This window comes from Noviherbaspirillum sp. UKPF54 (assembly GCF_007874125.1).
In the GTDB taxonomy this organism is placed as follows: domain Bacteria; phylum Pseudomonadota; class Gammaproteobacteria; order Burkholderiales; family Burkholderiaceae_D; genus Noviherbaspirillum.
Genome location: NZ_CP040128.1, coordinates 2557574 through 2574726, shown reverse-complemented (window position 1 = coordinate 2574726; position 17153 = coordinate 2557574). Strand labels below are relative to the sequence as shown.

At 65.7% G+C, this 17153-nt stretch carries 12 protein-coding genes; 7 read left to right on the top strand and 5 right to left on the bottom strand.

The features are described 5' to 3' along the window. Positions 1 to 32: 32 nt before the first annotated feature. The 4 genes from FAY22_RS11865 to FAY22_RS11850 are packed head-to-tail and all read right to left on the bottom strand — an operon-like array spanning position 33 to position 3773. Positions 33 to 1973 (bottom strand): ATP-binding protein, encoded by a 1941-nt coding sequence (locus FAY22_RS11865; protein WP_146330399.1) that lies wholly within the window; start codon positions 1971 to 1973, stop codon positions 33 to 35. Continuing rightward, positions 1939 to 2622 carry a response regulator transcription factor gene (locus FAY22_RS11860; protein WP_146330398.1) on the bottom strand — a complete coding sequence of 228 codons (684 nt, stop codon included), beginning with the start codon at positions 2620 to 2622 and terminating at the stop codon, positions 1939 to 1941. Before FAY22_RS11860 ends, FAY22_RS11865 begins: the two co-directional genes overlap by 35 nt. 54 nt (positions 2623 to 2676) lie before the next feature. Further along, positions 2677 to 3192: a DNA-deoxyinosine glycosylase gene (locus FAY22_RS11855; RefSeq protein WP_146333422.1), complete on the bottom strand. Its 516-nt coding sequence runs from the start codon at positions 3190 to 3192 to the stop codon at positions 2677 to 2679. After that, positions 3189 to 3773 carry a TetR/AcrR family transcriptional regulator gene (locus FAY22_RS11850; RefSeq protein ID WP_146330397.1) on the bottom strand — a complete coding sequence of 195 codons (585 nt, stop codon included), beginning with the start codon at positions 3771 to 3773 and terminating at the stop codon, positions 3189 to 3191. The genes FAY22_RS11855 and FAY22_RS11850 overlap by 4 nt, the downstream gene beginning before the upstream one ends. A 145-nt stretch (positions 3774 to 3918) precedes the next feature. On the opposite strand from FAY22_RS11850, the gene FAY22_RS11845 reads away from it, so the two are divergent. The 3 genes from FAY22_RS11845 to FAY22_RS11835 are packed head-to-tail and all read left to right on the top strand — an operon-like array spanning position 3919 to position 5651. Beyond that, complete coding sequence (locus tag FAY22_RS11845) at positions 3919 to 4353, top strand: hotdog fold domain-containing protein (RefSeq protein WP_146330396.1); 435 nt, start codon at positions 3919 to 3921, stop codon at positions 4351 to 4353. 32 nt (positions 4354 to 4385) lie between these two features. Next, on the top strand, positions 4386 to 4703 hold the full coding sequence (locus FAY22_RS11840; protein WP_146330395.1) for a DUF1330 domain-containing protein: 318 nt from the start codon (positions 4386 to 4388) through the stop codon (positions 4701 to 4703). Positions 4704 to 4742: 39 nt separating this feature from the next. Beyond that, positions 4743 to 5651, top strand: a complete 909-nt coding sequence (locus tag FAY22_RS11835) for an alpha/beta fold hydrolase (RefSeq protein WP_146330394.1) — start codon at positions 4743 to 4745, stop codon at positions 5649 to 5651. A 57-nt stretch (positions 5652 to 5708) separates the two neighbouring features. On the opposite strand, the gene htpG is transcribed toward FAY22_RS11835, so the two are convergent. Next, positions 5709 to 7622 carry a molecular chaperone HtpG gene (gene htpG / locus FAY22_RS11830; RefSeq protein WP_146330393.1) on the bottom strand — a complete coding sequence of 638 codons (1914 nt, stop codon included), beginning with the start codon at positions 7620 to 7622 and terminating at the stop codon, positions 5709 to 5711. Between the two features lie 296 nt (positions 7623 to 7918). Here htpG and FAY22_RS11825 point away from each other — a divergent pair, with 296 nt between their 5' ends. The 4 genes from FAY22_RS11825 to FAY22_RS11810 are packed head-to-tail and all read left to right on the top strand — an operon-like array spanning position 7919 to position 17153. Beyond that, entirely contained in the window at positions 7919 to 9268 is a 1350-nt protein-coding gene (locus FAY22_RS11825) for an MdtA/MuxA family multidrug efflux RND transporter periplasmic adaptor subunit (protein ID WP_146330392.1), read from the top strand. Between the two features lie 43 nt (positions 9269 to 9311). After that, on the top strand, positions 9312 to 12401 hold the full coding sequence (locus FAY22_RS11820; RefSeq protein WP_146330391.1) for an efflux RND transporter permease subunit: 3090 nt from the start codon (positions 9312 to 9314) through the stop codon (positions 12399 to 12401). Then, on the top strand, positions 12398 to 15706 hold the full coding sequence (locus tag FAY22_RS11815; RefSeq protein WP_146330390.1) for an efflux RND transporter permease subunit: 3309 nt from the start codon (positions 12398 to 12400) through the stop codon (positions 15704 to 15706). Before FAY22_RS11820 ends, FAY22_RS11815 begins: the two co-directional genes overlap by 4 nt. Position 15707: 1 nt before the next feature. Continuing rightward, positions 15708 to 17153, top strand: coding sequence for an efflux transporter outer membrane subunit (locus FAY22_RS11810; protein WP_146330389.1), 1446 nt, complete (start codon positions 15708 to 15710; stop codon positions 17151 to 17153).

The following is a 17153-nucleotide window of genomic DNA, read 5'->3' as shown; positions in this document are numbered from 1 at the left end:
ACGGAAGAGTCGGTCGCAGTAGTGCGGCAATTTTACCGAATCATGTTGTTCCCAATGGCTAATTTTTCCTCGGACATTGGATCGTATGCTGCTATTTTGGCAATGCTGGCACGGAGCGCATGCGCGGGAAGATCAAGGCAGATGGCCGTTCCCGGCGACAGGTGCGTGATGTCGAATGCCGCCCCGATTTTTTGCGCGCGAGAGCGCATGTTTTTCAAGCCGCGCCCGGAATGCCCTTCGCAAGCGGCAAAGCCGACGCCGTCGTCGGCGATGCGAATGCGCAGCGCCCCGCCCGAGAAATCGAGCGCGACTTCGACATTCCTGGCCTTCGCATGCTTGAGCACGTTGGTGAGCGCTTCCTGCACGATGCGCAGGATCTGCAGCCCGGCGTGGGGCGCGACCTCGAACGTGTCCGGCAAATCGCGGCTGCGCCATGCCAGGTCCAGCCCGAGCGCCTTGAATCTGGCCTCCATCCGGAACCGCAGGTTCCCGAGTGCCGGCAACAGATCGGGATCGTCCGGCGACAGCGAGTCGATCGCCAGACGCATGTCGTCGAGGCATTCCTGCAGCAGCGCGACCATGTCGCCTTGCGTCGCCGCGCCGCGCTGTGCCATGACCAGCGTGGTCAGCAATTGCGATCCGACGCCGTCGTGCATGTCTTGCATAATGCGCTGTCTTTCCTCGGCAGCCGCATGGTCGCGCTCCAGCTGGCGCAGCTGTTCGTAGCTGGCGGCCAGTTCCGTTTCCCTTTCAGCCACGCGCCGGGCCAGTTGTTCCTGGACCGATTCGGCCTGCTTTAGCGAGGCAATGAAGCGCTCCATCAGGACGCATGCCATCACCAGCAAGAAGGCCGGAATGCCCAGGTGCAGCATGTAGTACTCCTGCAAGCGGAACCATCCGTGCTGCACTGCGAAATCGTGCAGCGCCAGCGCCAGCGCGATCAGGATCGCCAGCACCATCGCCACGCAGGACGGCGTCGGCCGGCGGGCGGTGAAGACCGCCAGCCGCGCGATCGCGTAGGTCGTAAAGGGCAGGAAGCCCGCGGTCCAGTACGTGTCCATCAACATCCTGATGGGGGTGCCGACCACCAGGAAAACGGCCGATCCGCCGAGCCAGTACGCCAGCAGGAAACGGGTGAGGCGCCGATTTTCGGCGCGGCTGTATTTCAGCAGGAAGAGGGTGATGCAGACGATGAAGCCGGACGTCGTCAGGTAATAGAAGAAGCGCCACAGCACCCAGTATTCCATCGGCACCACGGGCAGGCGAAAGATGAAAGTGCGCAACCCCCAGAACAGCACGCATACGCCAAACAGCCCGTAAAGCACTTCCTGCGGCCGGCGCAGCCAGAACACGAGGATGAAGGCGCCCGACAGCAGGCAGATGATGGCCGAGATTTCGGTGCTCGTGTTTTCCCAGAACAGGCTCAGGTCGTACGATTCGCGCAGGGGCTGCTGCGGGCCGATCTCGAACTCGCCGAAGCTGGTCAGCGGCTCGCGAATGGCGAAGCGCACCGCGATTTCGTTGTTCCCTTCGCGCAGCGACAACGGCGGCAGGAAGAACAGGTGCGGACGGAACCAGCGCACCTGATAGGCCGCGTCGGCGCCGCGGATGGCGCCGACCTGGACGCCGTTGACATATATGGCGCCGCCGCTGCGCAGCTTGGGGAAGTACAGCCAGAGCGGTTGCGTGGCGTCGGCGGGCGTGAAGTCCGCCTTGTACCAGTAGCCGACCAGCTCGCGGTCGGCCGGCTTCGGCACGCGATGGGGCAGCGCCGCCGTCTGCCAGCCGGCGTCTTCGGGCGGGAGGGTGGCGGCATCCGAGACGATGAACCGGGCTTGCCGGACGCGGATCGTCTCCTGGCGGTCGGCTGCCAGGGCGCCGCCGGAATGCAGATCGGCCAGGACCAGCAGGAGAAATGCGAAGGCGAGCCGGACGCCGCTACAGTTGAATAAGGCCCAGCTTGCTCGCTTCATAGACCGCCTCTCCCCGTGAATGCACCGCCAGCTTGCGATAGATGTTTTTGACATGGCCGGCCACCGTGTGGGCGGAAATGAAGTGCGACTCCCCGATTTCGCGCAGGCTCATTCCCTTGGCAAGCGCCCGCAGGACGGCGAGCTCGCGCTCCGTCATGGCCGTGTCGCCATCGGCCGGATGCGCGCGCGGTGGCGCCGGAGGTGCGCTGTGCGCGGCGCCGGCATTTTTGCGTTGAAACCGTTGCAGGATTTTCCTGGCGATGAGCGGGCTGATCGGCGCGCCGCCGGCGCGCAATTCGCGGATGCAATCGGTGATTTCGGCCGGCGAGCCGTCTTTCAGCACGTAACCGGTAGCCCCGGCCTCGATGCTGGCCAGGACATGGGCATCGTCGCCGAACACGGTGACCACCATGACTTCGCAATCGGGATGCGTCTTGAGCGCATGCCTGATGAGCTCGGTTCCGTTCATGTCCGGCAAGCCTAGATCGATCAGGTAGACATCGGCGCGGTGGTGCTCGATCAGCGTCAGGCCTTCGGCCCCATTGGCGGCGCAGCCCGCCAGTTCAAATTCCGCATCGGAGCGGATGATTTCGCAAAAGCGCGCCAGAAATTCCGGATTGTCTTCGATGACTGCAACTGTGGTTGCCATACTTTGTCCAGGTTTCGATGGAAAGCGGCTCGTCTCCCGCCTCCCGCACATGATTCACTGCGGATGCGCCGCGTCTGTGCGCAGGTATTGTTTTAAGTCTTCCCAGGCGCGTAGTTTATCCGCATATGCCAGGGTATAGGCCGGGCTGCTCGACGGCAGCCTGACGATCCGGTACCGGTTGGCGCGGTCTGCAAGCGCCTTTAACCCGAGGCGCGCCGCCGTTCCTCCGTTGAATGCGATGGCCGCCAGCCGCGGCAGGCCGGCTATCAGCCCGACCAGGTCGTTGTGCGCATGATCGCGGATCTTGCTGTCGAGGCTGCCTTCCCGATGCGCTTCGGCGACGACATCCCACAGGCCGATTCCGTTCGCCAGCAGGATCGGCAGCCGGTCCGGATAGGGCAATGCCGATAAATCGGTTCCGACGAGGGGCGACACCAGTTGCCAGAACCGGTTTTTCGGATTCGCGTAGTATTGGCTCTGCATCAGCGACACTTCGCCCGGCAGGCTGCCGAGGATCAGAAGGCGGGTGTTCTCGTCGACCACGGGATCGAAACTGCGCTTGCGCGTCATGGCTTGACCGCGCTCCATGCGGCTTGCGCGAAAATCTCCCGGTACGCCTTGATGTCGGTCCTGGCGCGGCCCGACAGCCACAGGCGGGCATAGTCGTGCGCCGGGCCGATGATCAGCGACGAAAAGCATTCGGACGGCAGCTTTTTCAGCTGCCCGTTTTCCAGGTACGGCTGGAACCAGCGCCGCACTTCGGCCAGCTTCGCCTTGGTCTGGCTTTCCAGTTCTTGCGCCATATTGCTTTTCACCAGCGCGCCGCGGCTGTACAGCACGAAGCGCGCCTTGTCCGGATTGGCCGATATCCAGTCGCTGTAGGCATAGACCAGCGCCTTGACGCCTTCCTCCGCGCTGCCGGCCTTGTCCAATAGCGATTGCTGGTACGTGTTGTGTTCCGCGAGCGCCTCCGCATACAGGGTGGCGGCGATGCTCTCCTTGCTGCCGAAATGATGGTACATGCTGCCCACGCTGGCCTGCGAGCGCTCCCGGATCATGTCGATGGTGGTCGCCTCGATGCCGTTTTCGTTGAAGCAGGCGAGCGCCGCATCGAGGATTTCCTGCTTCCTGCTTTTCTTGATGACTGTCATGGCGAAATGGTCGTTTGACTAGAATTATATTCTAGAATAATATTCTGATCAGCTTTGCTGCCAAAGTTGGCACCTTAGAGCAGATTTAGCGCCTTGGCAAAGCGGTATCGCGGGCGGCCTGCTTTCACACCACGAGGAGGGCATCATGAATCAGGTACTGGGCATGTTTCAGAACATGGGCAATCAGGCGTTCAGCAAGGCGGTCACCGGCTTCGCGCCGTATTTCGCGACCATCGATCCGACCTTTACCGAACTGCGGCCGGGCTATGCGGAAGTCACGTTCGCCAACCGCCGCGAAGTCCACAACCACATCGGCACGGTCCATGCGATCGCGCTGTGCAACGCGGCCGAACTGGCGGCCGGCACCATGACGACGGTGTCGATTCCCGAAGGGCGGCAGTGGATCCCGGTCGGCATGGCGGTGCAATACCTGGCCAAGGCCAAAACCGACATGCGGGTAGTCGCCAACGGCCAACAGGTGGCCTGGGACCATACCGGCAATGTCGATGTGCCGGTCGACGCATTCGATGCCGAAGGCAAGCGCGTCTTCACCGCGACGATTACGATGAACCTGAAGTAGCCGTTCCCGACAACTGCCGCAGGAGGAGCCGGATGAAGTATTACTCCGTTGCTGAAATCGATATCGTCGACAAGGGCTGGATTCCGGCTTACGTACGGGACGTGACCAGGCTGGTCGAACAGCATGGCGGGCGCTATCTGGCGCGCACCTCGAATGTCGAGAAGGTCGAGGGCGAGCGCAAGGCGCCGGGAATTTTCCTGATCGTCGAATGGCCGTCCAGGGATGCCGCGATGGCTTTCTACGAGAGCGATGCGTACCGGCCGTACCGGCAGGCGCGCATGCAGGGAGCGCGCAACGAATTCGCGCTCGTCGCCGGCGAGGATGTCGGCGGGATGGCAAGGATGCCGTAGGCCGGAATGCCGGGTATCGAACTTTTTTGGGAGCTGACGATGGAAGCGATTACCGTCAATACGAAGGGTGGCCATGTGCTCGCCGCCAGGCGCTTTGCGCCAGCGGGCCGGGCAAAAGCGGTCGTCGTGATGCCGACCGCGATGGGCGTGAAGCAGGAATTCTATTTCCCGTTCGCGCAATTCCTTGCGCAGCAGGGCTTCGCGGTGCTGACCTTTGATTACCGCGGCGCGGGCGCCTCCGTGCCGCCGCGCTTTTCCCGCTCGCTGCGCGGCTTCAAGGCCGACCTGCACGACTGGGCCGAGGACTACAATGCGGCGCTGCGCGCGGCGCGGGACTGGCAGAAAAACATGCCGCTGCTGCTGGTCGGGCACTCGCTCGGCGGCCAGCTGCCTGCCCTCATGCCGGACAATCACCTGGTGGACGGCATCCTGACGGTTGCCGCCGGCAGCGGCTACTGGCGCTACAACGCGCCGCAACTGAAACGCATGGTCTGGCTCATGTGGTATGTCGCCGTGCCGCTGTGCACGCCCGCCTTCGGCTATTTCCCCGGCAAGAAACTGAGGATGGTCGGCGATTTGCCCAAGGGCGTCATTTACCAGTGGGCGCGCTGGTGCAAGAGCCCACATTACATGGTCGATGACGAGGGCCGGCCGATGCACGCCGGTTTCGAGAGGATGCGCGTGCCGCTTCTCGCCCTGAGTTTTTCCGACGATGAGCTGCTGAGCCGGCGAAGCATCGACAGCCTGACCAGTTTCTACCGCAACGCGCAGGTCGAGCGCCGGCATATCGCGCCGCAGGATGCGCAGGCCAAACGCATCGGCCATTTCGGGTTCTTCCGGCCCGAATTTCAGCCAACTTTGTGGCAGCAGGCACTGAACTGGCTGGAACAGTGCGCGCAGCACAGGAATGGGCGGTATCGGCCGCAGAATGCCGCCAGCGGCACATAAGAAAAAACCGCTGCATGCCCTCGGCAAGGCAGCGGTTTTTCAGGCTGGATGAGAGGGTTATTTCCCTGCCATCCCCAGCAGCATTTCGTTAAGCCGCTTCACGAACCCGGCCGGGTCGGCCAGCATGCCGCCTTCGGCCAGCATCGCCTGGTCGAACAGGATGTTGGCCCAGTCGTCGAACTTCGCTTCCTCGTACTTCAGGCGCTGCACCAGCGGATGGTCCGGGTTGATCTCCAGGATGGGCTTGGACTCCGGCGCGTTCTGTCCCGCCGCCTTCAGCATGCGCACCAGGTTCCCGGACAGTTCATTCTCGTCCGCCACCAGGCAGGCCGGCGAATCGGTCAGGCGGAAGGTGACGCGCACCTCCTTGGCCTTGGCGTCCAGTGCCTTCTTCATCTTTTCGACCAGGTCCTTGTACTGGTTCTCGGTTTCCTCGTGCTGCTTCTTTTCGGCCTCGTCTTCCAGCTTGCCGAGGTCGAGGTCGCCCTTGGCCACCGACACCAGTTCCTTGCCTTCCACTTCATGCAGGAAGGACAGCATCCACTCGTCGACGCGGTCGGTCATCAGCAGCACTTCCACGCCTTTCTTGCGGAAGATTTCCAGGTGCGGGCTGTTCTTCGCCGCCGCGTAGGAATCGGCAGTGATGTAGTAGATCTTGTCCTGGCCTTCCTTCATGCGGCCGATGTAGTCGTCGAACGACACGGTCTGCACGTCTGAATCGTTCTGGGTGGACGCGAAGCGCAAGAGCTTGGCGATGCGGTCCTTGTTCGCCTGGTCTTCGCCGATGCCTTCCTTCAACACCTGGCCGAATTCCTTCCAGAAGGTCGCGTACTTGTCCTTCTGTTCCTGCTCCTCGCCGTTGGCCAGCTCTTCCAGCAGGCCCAGCACGCGCTTGGTCGAGCCTTCGCGGATGACGCGGATGTCGCGCGACTCCTGCAGGATTTCGCGCGAGACGTTCAGCGGCAGGTCGGCCGAGTCGATCACGCCCTTCACGAAGCGCAGGTAGACCGGCATCAGCTGCTCGGCGTCGTCCATGATGAATACGCGCTTGACGTACAGCTTGATGCCGCCGCGCTTGTTGCGGTCCCACATGTCGAACGGCGCGCGCGCCGGGATGTACAGCAGCTGGATGTACTCGCTGCGGCCTTCCACGCGGTTGTGGGTGTGCGCCAGCGGCGCTTCGAAATCATGCGAAACGTGCTTGTAGAACTCGGTGTACTGCTCCGGCGTGATGTCCGACTTGTTGCGGGTCCACAGGGCGCTGGCCTGGTTGATGGTCTCGAACTCGTCCTTGATGACGGTTTCCTTCTTCTCGTCGTCCCATTCCTCCTTCTGCATCAGGATAGGCAGCGAGATGTGGTCGGAATACTTGCGGATGGTCGATTTCAGCTTCCAGTTCGACAGGAATTCATCCTCGCCCTCGCGCAGGTGCAGGATGATGTCGGTGCCGCGCGCGGCTTTTTCGATCTGTTCGACGGAAAAGTCGCCTTCGCCGGCCGATTCCCAGCGCACGCCCTGGCCGGCCGGCAGCCCGGCGCGGCGGCTTTCGACCGTGATCCTGTCGGCCACGATGAAGGCGGAGTAGAAGCCCACGCCGAATTGGCCGATCAGCGCCGCATCCTTCTGCTGGTCGCCGGACAGCTTGGAGAAGAATTCCTTGGTGCCGGACTTGGCGATGGTGCCGAGGTGCTCGATCGCTTCCTCGCGGCTCATGCCGATGCCGTTATCGGAAATGGTGATGGTGCGCGCGGCCTTGTCGAAGGTGACGCGGATCTTCAGGTCCGGGTCGTTTTCGAACAGGGCGGCGTTGTTGATCGCCTCGAAGCGCAGCTTGTCGGCGGCGTCGGACGCGTTGGAGATCAGCTCGCGCAGGAAAATCTCCTTGTTCGAATACAAGGAATGAATCATCAGGTGCAGCAGCTGTTTGACTTCTGCCTGAAAACCCAGGGTTTGCTTTTCGGTTGCAGCCATTTTTACCTCAAGAGTCGATGAACATAAGGTTTTAGGCGATATAGGGTTTAGTTGAAGAATTTCAAGACGCGCGATGCCAGCTTTTTAACGTTTTTCAACACTTCGATACAAATCTCCCGTCTGCCGACAATTGCGGGATACAAAAAAACGCGAACATTGGGCGCAGACCAACAATCAAACGAACATCCCAATTCCTCACGGTAAGCCCCGGGACCGGGTATCGGGCTCGACTTCGCGGCCATCGCAGGAAATCGTTTGCCGGGCCCGCGGGCGGCCGGCACAAGGAATAATAATTAATGAAACCGCAACCAGAAACGCAGCTCGAATTGCCTAAAGGCAGAACCAAGGGCAGAACCAGGAAATCCCTGACCGGCGTGATTGTCGCCTTGCTGGCGCTGGCGGCGCTCGGCGGGCTGGCCTGGTACCTGACGCACCGGCCGGCGGAAGGTCCGGCCGGCCCCGGCAGCGCGGCCGGGCGGCGCGGCGGGCCGCCGGCCAGCACGGTCGGCGTAGCCACGGCCGAGCGCGCCGACCTGCCGGTGATCGTGGAGGCGCTCGGCACGGTGACCGCCACCGCCAACGCGACGGTGCGGGCCAAGGTCTCCGGCGAACTGAAGAAGATCCATTTCCGCGAAGGACAGATGGTGAAGGCCGGCGAGCTGCTGGCGACCATCGATCCGCGCCAGTTCGAGATGGCGCTGATGCAGGCCGGCGGCCAGCTCAGGCGCGACCAGGCGCAGCTTGAAAGTGCCAGGCAGACGCTGGAGCGCTACCGCACGCTGCTGGCACAGGATTCGATCGCGCGCCAGGACGTGGATACGCAGGCGGCGCTGGTCAAGCAGCTGGAAGGCGCGGTAATGACCGACCGCGCCGCCGAAGGCACGGCGCGCCTGAACCTCGGCTACACGCGCGTGACCGCGCCGATCGCGGGACGCATCGGCCTGCGCGCGGTCGATGTCGGCAACGTGGTCGGGCCGAACGACGCCAACGGCATCGTCGCCATCACCCAGACCGAGCCGATCGATGTCGAATTCGCGGTGCCGCAGGACCGCATCGTCGAGCTGCGCCGGCGCATCAACGAGGGCGCCAAATTGCCGGTGAGCGCGCTCGACCGCACCCGCACCGAGGTGCTGGATAGCGGAAGCTTCCTGGCGATGGACAATCAGGTCGACGTCCAGACTGGCACGGTGAAGGCCAAGGCGCGCTTCCCCAACAATCAGCACCTGCTGTTTCCCAGCCAGTTCGTCAACGTGCGCCTGCAGCTGAACAACGTCGAAGGCGCAGTCGTGGTGCCGGTGGCCGCCGTACGCCACGGGGGCAACGGCGACTTCGTGTATGTGCTCAATGCCGCGCAGCGCACCGTCGCGCTGCGGCCGGTCACGCGCGGCCTGTCGGCCGGAGACAAGATGCAGATCGCGTCCGGCCTGCAAGCCGGCGAGCAGGTGATCACCGAAGGCGCGGACCGCCTGAAGGATGGCGCGCACGTGAACCTGCCGGGCGACCGGCCAGCGGGCGCGGCAGGCGGCGCGGGCGGGCGCCGTCCTTCAGGTGAGCGGCGCCAGGCCGAGCGGGCGCAGGCCGCGCCGGAAGGGGCCGCGCAGGCGCCGGCGAACGAGCGCCGCCGCCGTTCCGAGGCGGCGCAATGAGCGTCGCTGCGAAGTTCGCCGCGTCCTCATTCTTCAGGCAATCATGAGTCCATCCCGTCCCTTCATCCTGCGGCCTGTCGCGACCTCGCTGCTGATGCTGGCGATCGTCCTGGCCGGCATCATCGGCTTCAAGTTCCTGCCGCTGTCGGCGCTGCCGCAGGTCGATTTCCCGACCATCCAGGTGCAGACGCTGTACCCGGGCGGCAGCCCGGAAGTCATGAGCCGCACGGTCACCGCGCCGCTGGAGCGTCAGTTCGGCCAGATGGCGGGGCTGCAGCGCATGAGTTCCACCAGCGCCGCCGGCGTGTCCATCGTCACGCTGCAGTTCGGACTCGGCCAGACGCTGGACGTGGCGGAGCAGGAAGTGCAGGCCGCGATCAACGCATCCGCATCGCTCTTGCCGGCCGACCTGCCGGCGCCGCCGGTGTACGCCAAGGTCAACCCGGCCGACGCGCCGGTGCTGACACTGGCGATCACTTCCGACACGCTGCCGCTGACCGAGGTGCAGAACATCGTCAATACCCGGCTGGCGCTGAAGATCAGCCAGGTGCAGGGCGTCGGCCTGGTCACGCTGTCCGGCGGCCAGCGCCCGGCGGTGCGCATCCAGGCCGACACGCAGTTGCTGGGTTCTTATGGATTGGGCCTGGACAGCCTGCGCACCGCGATCGCGGCGGCCAATGCCAACAGCGCCAAGGGCAGCATCGACGGCCCGTCGCGCTCCTTCTCGATCAACGCCAACGACCAGCTGCTCACCGCCGAGGATTACAAGAACCTGATCGTCGCCTACCGCAACGGCGCGCCGGTACGGTTGTCGAATGTGGCGCAGGTGGTCGACAGCGCGGAAAACGTGCGGCTGGCCGCATGGTCCGGCCTGAAGCCGGCCATCATCCTGAACGTGCAGCGCCAGCCGGGCGCCAACGTGATCCAGACGGTGGATGCGATCAAGGCGCGCCTGCCGGAACTGCAGGCCGGCCTGCCGGCGGCGCTGCATGTCGACGTGCTGAGCGACCGCACCGCCGGCATCCGCGCCTCGGTCGAGCACGTCGAGATCGAGCTGGTGCTGGCCGTGGTGCTGGTGGTGCTGGTGATCTTCGCCTTCCTGCACGACCTGCGCGCGACCGTGATCGCCAGTCTCGCGGTGCCGATCTCGCTGATCGGCACCTGCGGCGTGATGTATTTGCTCGGCTACAGCCTGAACAACCTGAGCCTGATGGCGCTGACGATCGCGACCGGCTTCGTGGTCGACGACGCGATCGTGATGATCGAGAACATCTCGCGCTACATCGAGCAGGGCGAGCGGCCGATGGAAGCGGCATTGAAGGGCGCGGCCCAGATCGGCTTCACCATCATTTCGCTGACCGTTTCGCTCATCGCGGTGCTGATTCCGCTGCTGTTCATGGGCGACGTGGTGGGGCGGCTGTTCCGCGAATTCGCGGTGACGCTGGCGATCACGATCCTGATTTCCGCCGTGGTGTCGTTGACGCTGGTGCCGATGATGTCGGCGCGCTGGCGCGCGGGGCCGGGGGGCGACCGCTTCGGCTTCGGCGCCTGGATGCAGCAGAGGTTCGACCGCGTGATCGATCGATACGACGCGGCGCTGCAATGGGTGCTGGACCGCCAGCCGCTCACGCTGCTGGTGGCCCTCGGCACGCTCGCGCTCACCGTGCTGCTGTATATCCTGATTCCGAAGGGCTTGTTTCCGGTGCAGGACACCGGCCAATTGCAGGCGCGGGTGGAGGCGGCGGAATCGGTGTCCTTCGAGCGCATGGCACAGCTGCAGCAGGAGGCGGCGCGCGTGATTCTCGAAGACCCGGATGTCGCCTCGCTCAGTTCGCTGGCCGGCGTCGACGCTGCCAGCAATGCGATGCTGCACACCGGCAGCATGCTGATCAACCTGAAGCCGGGCAGGAGCGACAGCCAGCAGGCGACCATGGAACGGCTGCGCGAGCGCGTCGCCCAGGTCGCCGGGGTGCGGCTCTACCTGCAACCGACCCAGGACCTGACCATCGACGCCGAAACCGGTCCCACGCAGTATCGCGTATCGCTCGAAGGCGCCGACAACGCGACCGTCATGCAGTGGGCCACGCGCCTGGCGCAGCGCATGCAGGAGTCGGACCGGTTGCGCAACGTGGTGTCCGACGCGGGCGCGACCGGCGTGGCCGCCTTCGTCAACATCGACCGCGACACAGCGTCGCGCCTGTCGGTGACGGCGGCCTCGATCGACGACGCGCTGTACAGCGCCTTCGGCCAGCGCATCATTTCCACCATCTTCACCCAGACTAACCAGTACCGCGTGATCCTGGAGGCGCGTCCCGACATGGCCACGCCCGACGCGCTCGGCCTGCTGCCGTTGCGCACCGGCTCCGGCAAGACCACGCCGCTGTCGGCGCTGGCCAATATCCAGGAGCAGCCGGCGCCGCTGCAGATCACCCATGTCGCGCAATACCCGGCCACCACCATCGGCTTCGATACCGCCTCCGGCGTGGCGCTGGGCACGGCGGTCGACGCGATCCGTCAGGCGGCGAAGGACATCGGCCTGCCGCCTTCGGCCAGCCTGACCTACCTCGGCGCGGCCGGTGCCTTCCAGGCGTCGCTCACCAACCAGCTGTGGCTGATCCTGGCGGCGGTGGTGTGCGTGTATATCGTGCTCGGCGTGCTGTACGAAAGCTACATTCACCCGCTCACCATCCTGTCGACATTGCCATCGGCCGGCGTCGGCGCACTGCTGGCGCTGATGATCAGCGGCCACGACCTCGGCGTGATCGGCATCATCGGCATCATCCTGCTGATCGGCATCGTGAAGAAGAACGCGATCATGATGATCGACTTCGCGATCGACGCCGAGCGCAACGAAGGTAAAGCCCCGCGCGAAGCGATCCACCAGGCCGCGCTGCTGCGCTTTCGGCCGATCCTGATGACCACGCTGGCCGCGCTGTTCGCCGCCTTGCCGCTGATGTTCGGCTGGGGCGAGGGCGCGGAATTGCGCCGGCCGCTCGGTCTGGCGATCTTCGGCGGCCTGATCGTGAGCCAGCTGCTGACGCTGTTCACCACGCCGGTGATCTATCTCGCCTTCGACCGCCTGGGCCAGCGCTGGTCCGCGCGGCGCGGCGCGGTCGCGGGAGGCGCGCAGTGAATCTGTCGTCCCCGTTCGTGCGCCGGCCGGTGGCCACGGTGCTGCTGACCATCGGCCTGGCGCTGGCCGGCATCGCGGCCTTTTTCGTGCTGCCGGTCTCGCCCTTGCCGCAGGTCGATTTCCCGGCGATCTCGGTCAGCGCGAACCTGCCCGGCGCCAGCCCGGAGACGATGGCGACCAGCGTCGCCACCCCGCTGGAGCGGCGGCTCGGCATCATCGCCGGCGTCAACGAAATGACTTCCTCCAGCGGCAACGGCTCGACCCGCATCAACCTGCAGTTCGACCTCAACCGCAAGATCGATGCCGCCGCGCGCGAGGTGCAGGCCGCGATCAACGCCGCGCGCGCCGACCTGCCGTCCACGCTGCGCAGCAACCCGACCTACCGCAAGATCAATCCGTCGGACGCGCCGGTGCTGATCCTCGCACTGACCTCGCAGACGCGCTCGCCCGGCCAGGTCTACGAGGAAGTTGCGAACCTGGTGCAGCAGAAACTGGCCCAGGTGCAGGGCGTGGGCGACGTGGAGCTGGGCGGCGGTTCGCTGCCGGCGGTGCGGGTGGAACTGCTGCCGTTCGCGCTCAGCCGCAACGGCATCAGCATGGAAGACGTGCGTGCCGCGATCCAGGCCGCCAGCGCGGACCGGCCCAAGGGCGCGGTCGAAGGAGAGGGGCGGCGCCTGCAGATCTATACCAGGGCGGTCGCCGGTCGCGGCCGGCCCACCGCCGCCGACTATCGCGGGCTGGTGGTGGCCTGGCGCAATGGCGCTGCAGTGCGCCTGCAAGATGTCGCCCAGGTGATTGACAGCGTCGAGGATACGCACACGCTCGGCCTGTTCAACGGCCAGCCCGCCGTGATCGTGCTGATCACCCGCCAGCCGGGGGCGAACGTGATCGAGACCGTGGACCGGGTGCGTGCGCTGCTGCCGGAATTGCAGGCGCAGCTGCCCTCCGACGTGCGGCTGCAGGTGGCGTCGGACCGCACCAATTCGATCCGCGCCTCGCTGAAGGAAATCGAGGTCACGCTGCTGATCGCACTGGCGCTGGTTGTGCTGGTGGTGAGCGCCTTCCTGCGCAGCGCGCGCGCCACTGTCATTCCTGCGGTGGCGACCGTGGTGTCGCTGCTCGGCACCTTCGGCGTGATGTATTTGCTGGGCTTCAGCCTGAACAACCTGAGCCTGATGGCGCTGACGGTCGCGACCGGCTTCGTGGTGGACGACGCGATCGTGGTGCTCGAGAACACCAGCCGTCATATCGAGGCCGGCATGGACCGCTTTCGCGCGGCGCTCCTGGGCGCGCGCGAGGTCGGCTTCACCGTGCTGTCGATCAGCCTGTCGCTGGTGGCGGTGTTCATCCCGCTCTTGTTCATGGGCGGGCAGGTCGGTCGGCTGTTCCGCGAATTCGCGGTGACGCTGTCGGCGGCTGTGCTGATCTCGATGCTGATTTCGCTGACCACCACGCCGATGATGTGCGCCTGGCTGCTCAAGCCCGGTGCCGACGAACGCGGACCGGGCGGGGGCCGGATATCGCGCTTTTTCGAGCGCGGCTTCGCCTGGATGCACCGCACCTACGAGCGCAGCCTGGACTGGGCGCTGCATCATCATTGGCTGATCCTGCTGATCCTGGTCGCGGTGATCGGGCTCAACGTCTACCTGTTCATCGCCGCGCCCAAGGGCTTCTTCCCGCAGCAGGATACCGGCCAGTTGAACGGCGGCCTGCGCGCCGACCAGAGCATTTCTTTCCAGGCGATGCAGGGCAAGCTGCGCCAGCTGGTCAATGTCATCCACCGCGACCTGGCGGTCGACACCGTGGTCGGCTTTACCGGCGGCGCGCGCGCCGGCGGCGGCTTCGTGTTCGTCAACTTGAAGCCGGTATCGGAGCGCAAGGACAGCGGGCAGGCGGTGATCGCGCGACTGCGCCCGCAGCTGGCGCGCGTGACCGGCGTCAGCCTGTTCCTCAACCCGGTGCAGGACGTGCGCATGGGCGGGCGCCAGACCACCGCGACCTACCAGTACACGCTCAAGAGCGACAACAGCGCCGACCTGCGGCGCTGGGCGTCCCGTCTTGCCGACGCCATGAAGCGCCAGCCGGCGCTGACCGACGTCGATACGGACCAGCAGGACAATGGCGTCGAAACCTTCGTCGACGTCGACCGGGAAAGCGCCGCTCGGCTCGGCATCGGCATGCGCGACATCGACAATGCGCTCTACAACGGCTTCGGCCAGCGCCAGGTGGCGACCATCTACGACGAGCTGAACCAGTACCACGTGATCATGGAAGTCGCGCCGGAATATACGCGCAGCCCGCAGGCGCTGGCGGACATCTACGTGCCGGCCAGCGGGAGCGGCACTGCGGCGGCCGCTGCCACGACTGGCGCCGTATCGAATAGCACCGGCAACGCGAACGGCACTGCCGCCGGTACTGCGGCATCGACCGCATCCACTGCCGGTGGCACATCCCAGGTCATCAACCCGGCGCTGCGCGACCAGGCCAGCGGCCAGGCCATCAGCACCACGCCATCCACCATGGTGCCGCTGGCCGCGTTCGCTCGCTTCGCCGAGCGCTCCACGCCAGCTTCGGTCAACCACCAGGACGCCGAGTTGGCAACCACCGTTTCCTTCAATCTCGCAGACGGCAACAACCTCGGCGATGCGCAGGCGGCGATCGCGCAGGCCGAGGCCGACATCGGCATGCCGGCCAACGTGCGCGGCAGCTTCCAGGGCACCGCCCGCAGCTACCAGGAATCGCAGTCGCAGCAGCCGCTGCTGATCGCGGCGGCACTGATCGTGATCTACATCGTGCTCGGCATTCTCTATGAGAGCCTGGTGCATCCGGTCACGGTGCTGTCGACGCTGCCGTCAGCCGGCGTGGGCGCGGTGCTGGCGCTGCTGCTGTTCAGGATGGAGTTTTCCGTCATCGCGCTGATCGGCGTGTTCCTGCTGATCGGCATCGTGAAGAAGAATGCGATCCTGATCATCGACTTCGCGCTCGACGCCGAGCGCGCGCGCGGCCTGTCGCCGCTGGCGGCGGTGCGCGAAGCCTGCCTGCTGCGCTTCCGCCCGATCCTGATGACGACGCTGGCCGCCGCCCTGGGCGCGTTGCCGCTGGCGATCGGCTTCGGCGAGGGCGCCGAGTTGCGCCGTCCGCTCGGCGTGGCGATCATCGGCGGGCTGATCGCTTCCCAGCTGCTGACGCTGCTGACCACCCCCGTCGTCTACCTGCTGCTCGACAAGCTGCGGCGACGCGGCGAATCGGAACGACACCTGGCACATATCGAGGTCGAACGCACGCCGGGTTCGGAACCCATCTGACATGAAAACCATGACGCATCTTTCATCCCTTTTTGCCTCACGCCGCCTGGCATGCATCTGCCTGCTGTCCCTGCTGGGCGGCTGCGCGCTGAGCCCCGTCTACGAACGCCCGGCCACCCCGCAGCCGGCAGCCTTCAAGGAAGCGCAAGGCTGGGTGCCGGCCGCGCCGGCGGATGCGCTTGATCGCGGCCCGTGGTGGGCGCTGTTCGGCGATCCGGTGCTGGATCAGCTGGAAGCCGCGGTCGAGGTGTCGAACCAGAACATTGCCGTTGCGGCCGCCTCCTATGCGCAGGCTCGCGCGCTGGTGCAGCAGCAGCGCGCGAGCCTGTTTCCGGTCGTGTCGCTCGATGGCGGTGCGACGCGTTCCGGCGGCAGCGGCGGCACGACCGCCAGCAGCACGCGCACCACTTCCAGCCGCGCCGGCAACACCGTGCAGCTGAGCATAGGCGCGAGCTGGGAACCGGACGTCTGGGGCCGGCTGCGCGGCGCGGTCGAGAGCGCCGGCGCCAGTGCGCAAGCCAGCGCCGCCGACCTTGCCTCGGCCAAGCTGGCGGCGCAGGGCGAGCTGGCGGCCAACTATTTTTCATTGCGGCAGGCCGATGCGCAGGCGGTGCTGTTGCGCGACACGATAGCCGGCTACGAGCGCGCGGCGCAGATCGCGCGCAACCGTTACACGGTCGGCGTCGCGACCAAGACCGACGTGCTGCAGGCAGAGACGCAGCTGGCCAATGCGCGCGCCGATGAAGTCGGACTGGCACGCCAGCGCGCGCAGCTGGAGCATGCGATCGCGGTCCTGGTGGGCAAGGCGCCGGCGGATTTCTCGCTGGCGCCGGCCCCATGGGCGGCGACGGTGCCGCAGGTGCCGGTGGGTGTGCCGTCGGCGCTGCTGCAGCGGCGTCCGGATGTCGCCGCTGCCGAGCGGCGCGTGGCCGCCGCCAACGAGCAGATCGGCATTGCGCGCGCAGCCTATTTCCCCAGCCTCGGCCTGGATGCGTCCTACGGCTCGTCGGGTACCCGCGTGGCCGACCTGTTCGGCGCCGCAGGCAGCCTGTGGTCGCTCGGCCTGTCGGCCACGCAGACGCTGTTCAATGCAGGCGCCACCGGCGCGCGCGTGGACCAGGCGCGCGCGGCGCACGAGCAGGCGGTGGCGCGCTACCGGCAGACGGTGCTGACGGCTTTCCAGGATGTCGAGGACCAGCTGGCCGCCGCGCAGGTGCTGGAGCGCCAGCAGGCGTTGCGGCAGCAGGCGTCGCAGGCGGCCGACGAGGCGGAAGCGCTGATGCTCAATCGCTACCGCGCGGGGCAGGTGAGCTTTACCGATGTCGTGACCGCGCAGGTGAGCGCGCTCAGCGCACGGCGCGCGCTGGTGCAGGCGCAGGCGGACCGGCAGACGGCTGCCATCGCATTGATCCAGGCGCTGGGCGGAGGATGGCATGAACAGCCGTAA

Excerpts from the sequence above, each read along its gene's own strand:
- FAY22_RS11865 (WP_146330399.1), bottom strand. The coding sequence starts at position 1,973 with ATGAAGCGAGCAAGCTGGGCCTTATTCAACTGTAGCGGCGTCCGGCTC.
- FAY22_RS11860 (WP_146330398.1), bottom strand. The coding sequence starts at position 2,622 with ATGGCAACCACAGTTGCAGTCATCGAAGACAATCCGGAATTTCTGGCG.
- FAY22_RS11855 (WP_146333422.1), bottom strand. The coding sequence starts at position 3,192 with ATGACGCGCAAGCGCAGTTTCGATCCCGTGGTCGACGAGAACACCCGC.
- FAY22_RS11850 (WP_146330397.1), bottom strand. The coding sequence starts at position 3,773 with ATGACAGTCATCAAGAAAAGCAGGAAGCAGGAAATCCTCGATGCGGCG.
- FAY22_RS11845 (WP_146330396.1), top strand. The coding sequence starts at position 3,919 with ATGAATCAGGTACTGGGCATGTTTCAGAACATGGGCAATCAGGCGTTC.
- FAY22_RS11840 (WP_146330395.1), top strand. The coding sequence starts at position 4,386 with ATGAAGTATTACTCCGTTGCTGAAATCGATATCGTCGACAAGGGCTGG.
- FAY22_RS11835 (WP_146330394.1), top strand. The coding sequence starts at position 4,743 with ATGGAAGCGATTACCGTCAATACGAAGGGTGGCCATGTGCTCGCCGCC.
- htpG (WP_146330393.1), bottom strand. The coding sequence starts at position 7,622 with ATGGCTGCAACCGAAAAGCAAACCCTGGGTTTTCAGGCAGAAGTCAAA.
- FAY22_RS11825 (WP_146330392.1), top strand. The coding sequence starts at position 7,919 with ATGAAACCGCAACCAGAAACGCAGCTCGAATTGCCTAAAGGCAGAACC.
- FAY22_RS11820 (WP_146330391.1), top strand. The coding sequence starts at position 9,312 with ATGAGTCCATCCCGTCCCTTCATCCTGCGGCCTGTCGCGACCTCGCTG.
- FAY22_RS11810 (WP_146330389.1), top strand. The coding sequence starts at position 15,708 with ATGAAAACCATGACGCATCTTTCATCCCTTTTTGCCTCACGCCGCCTG.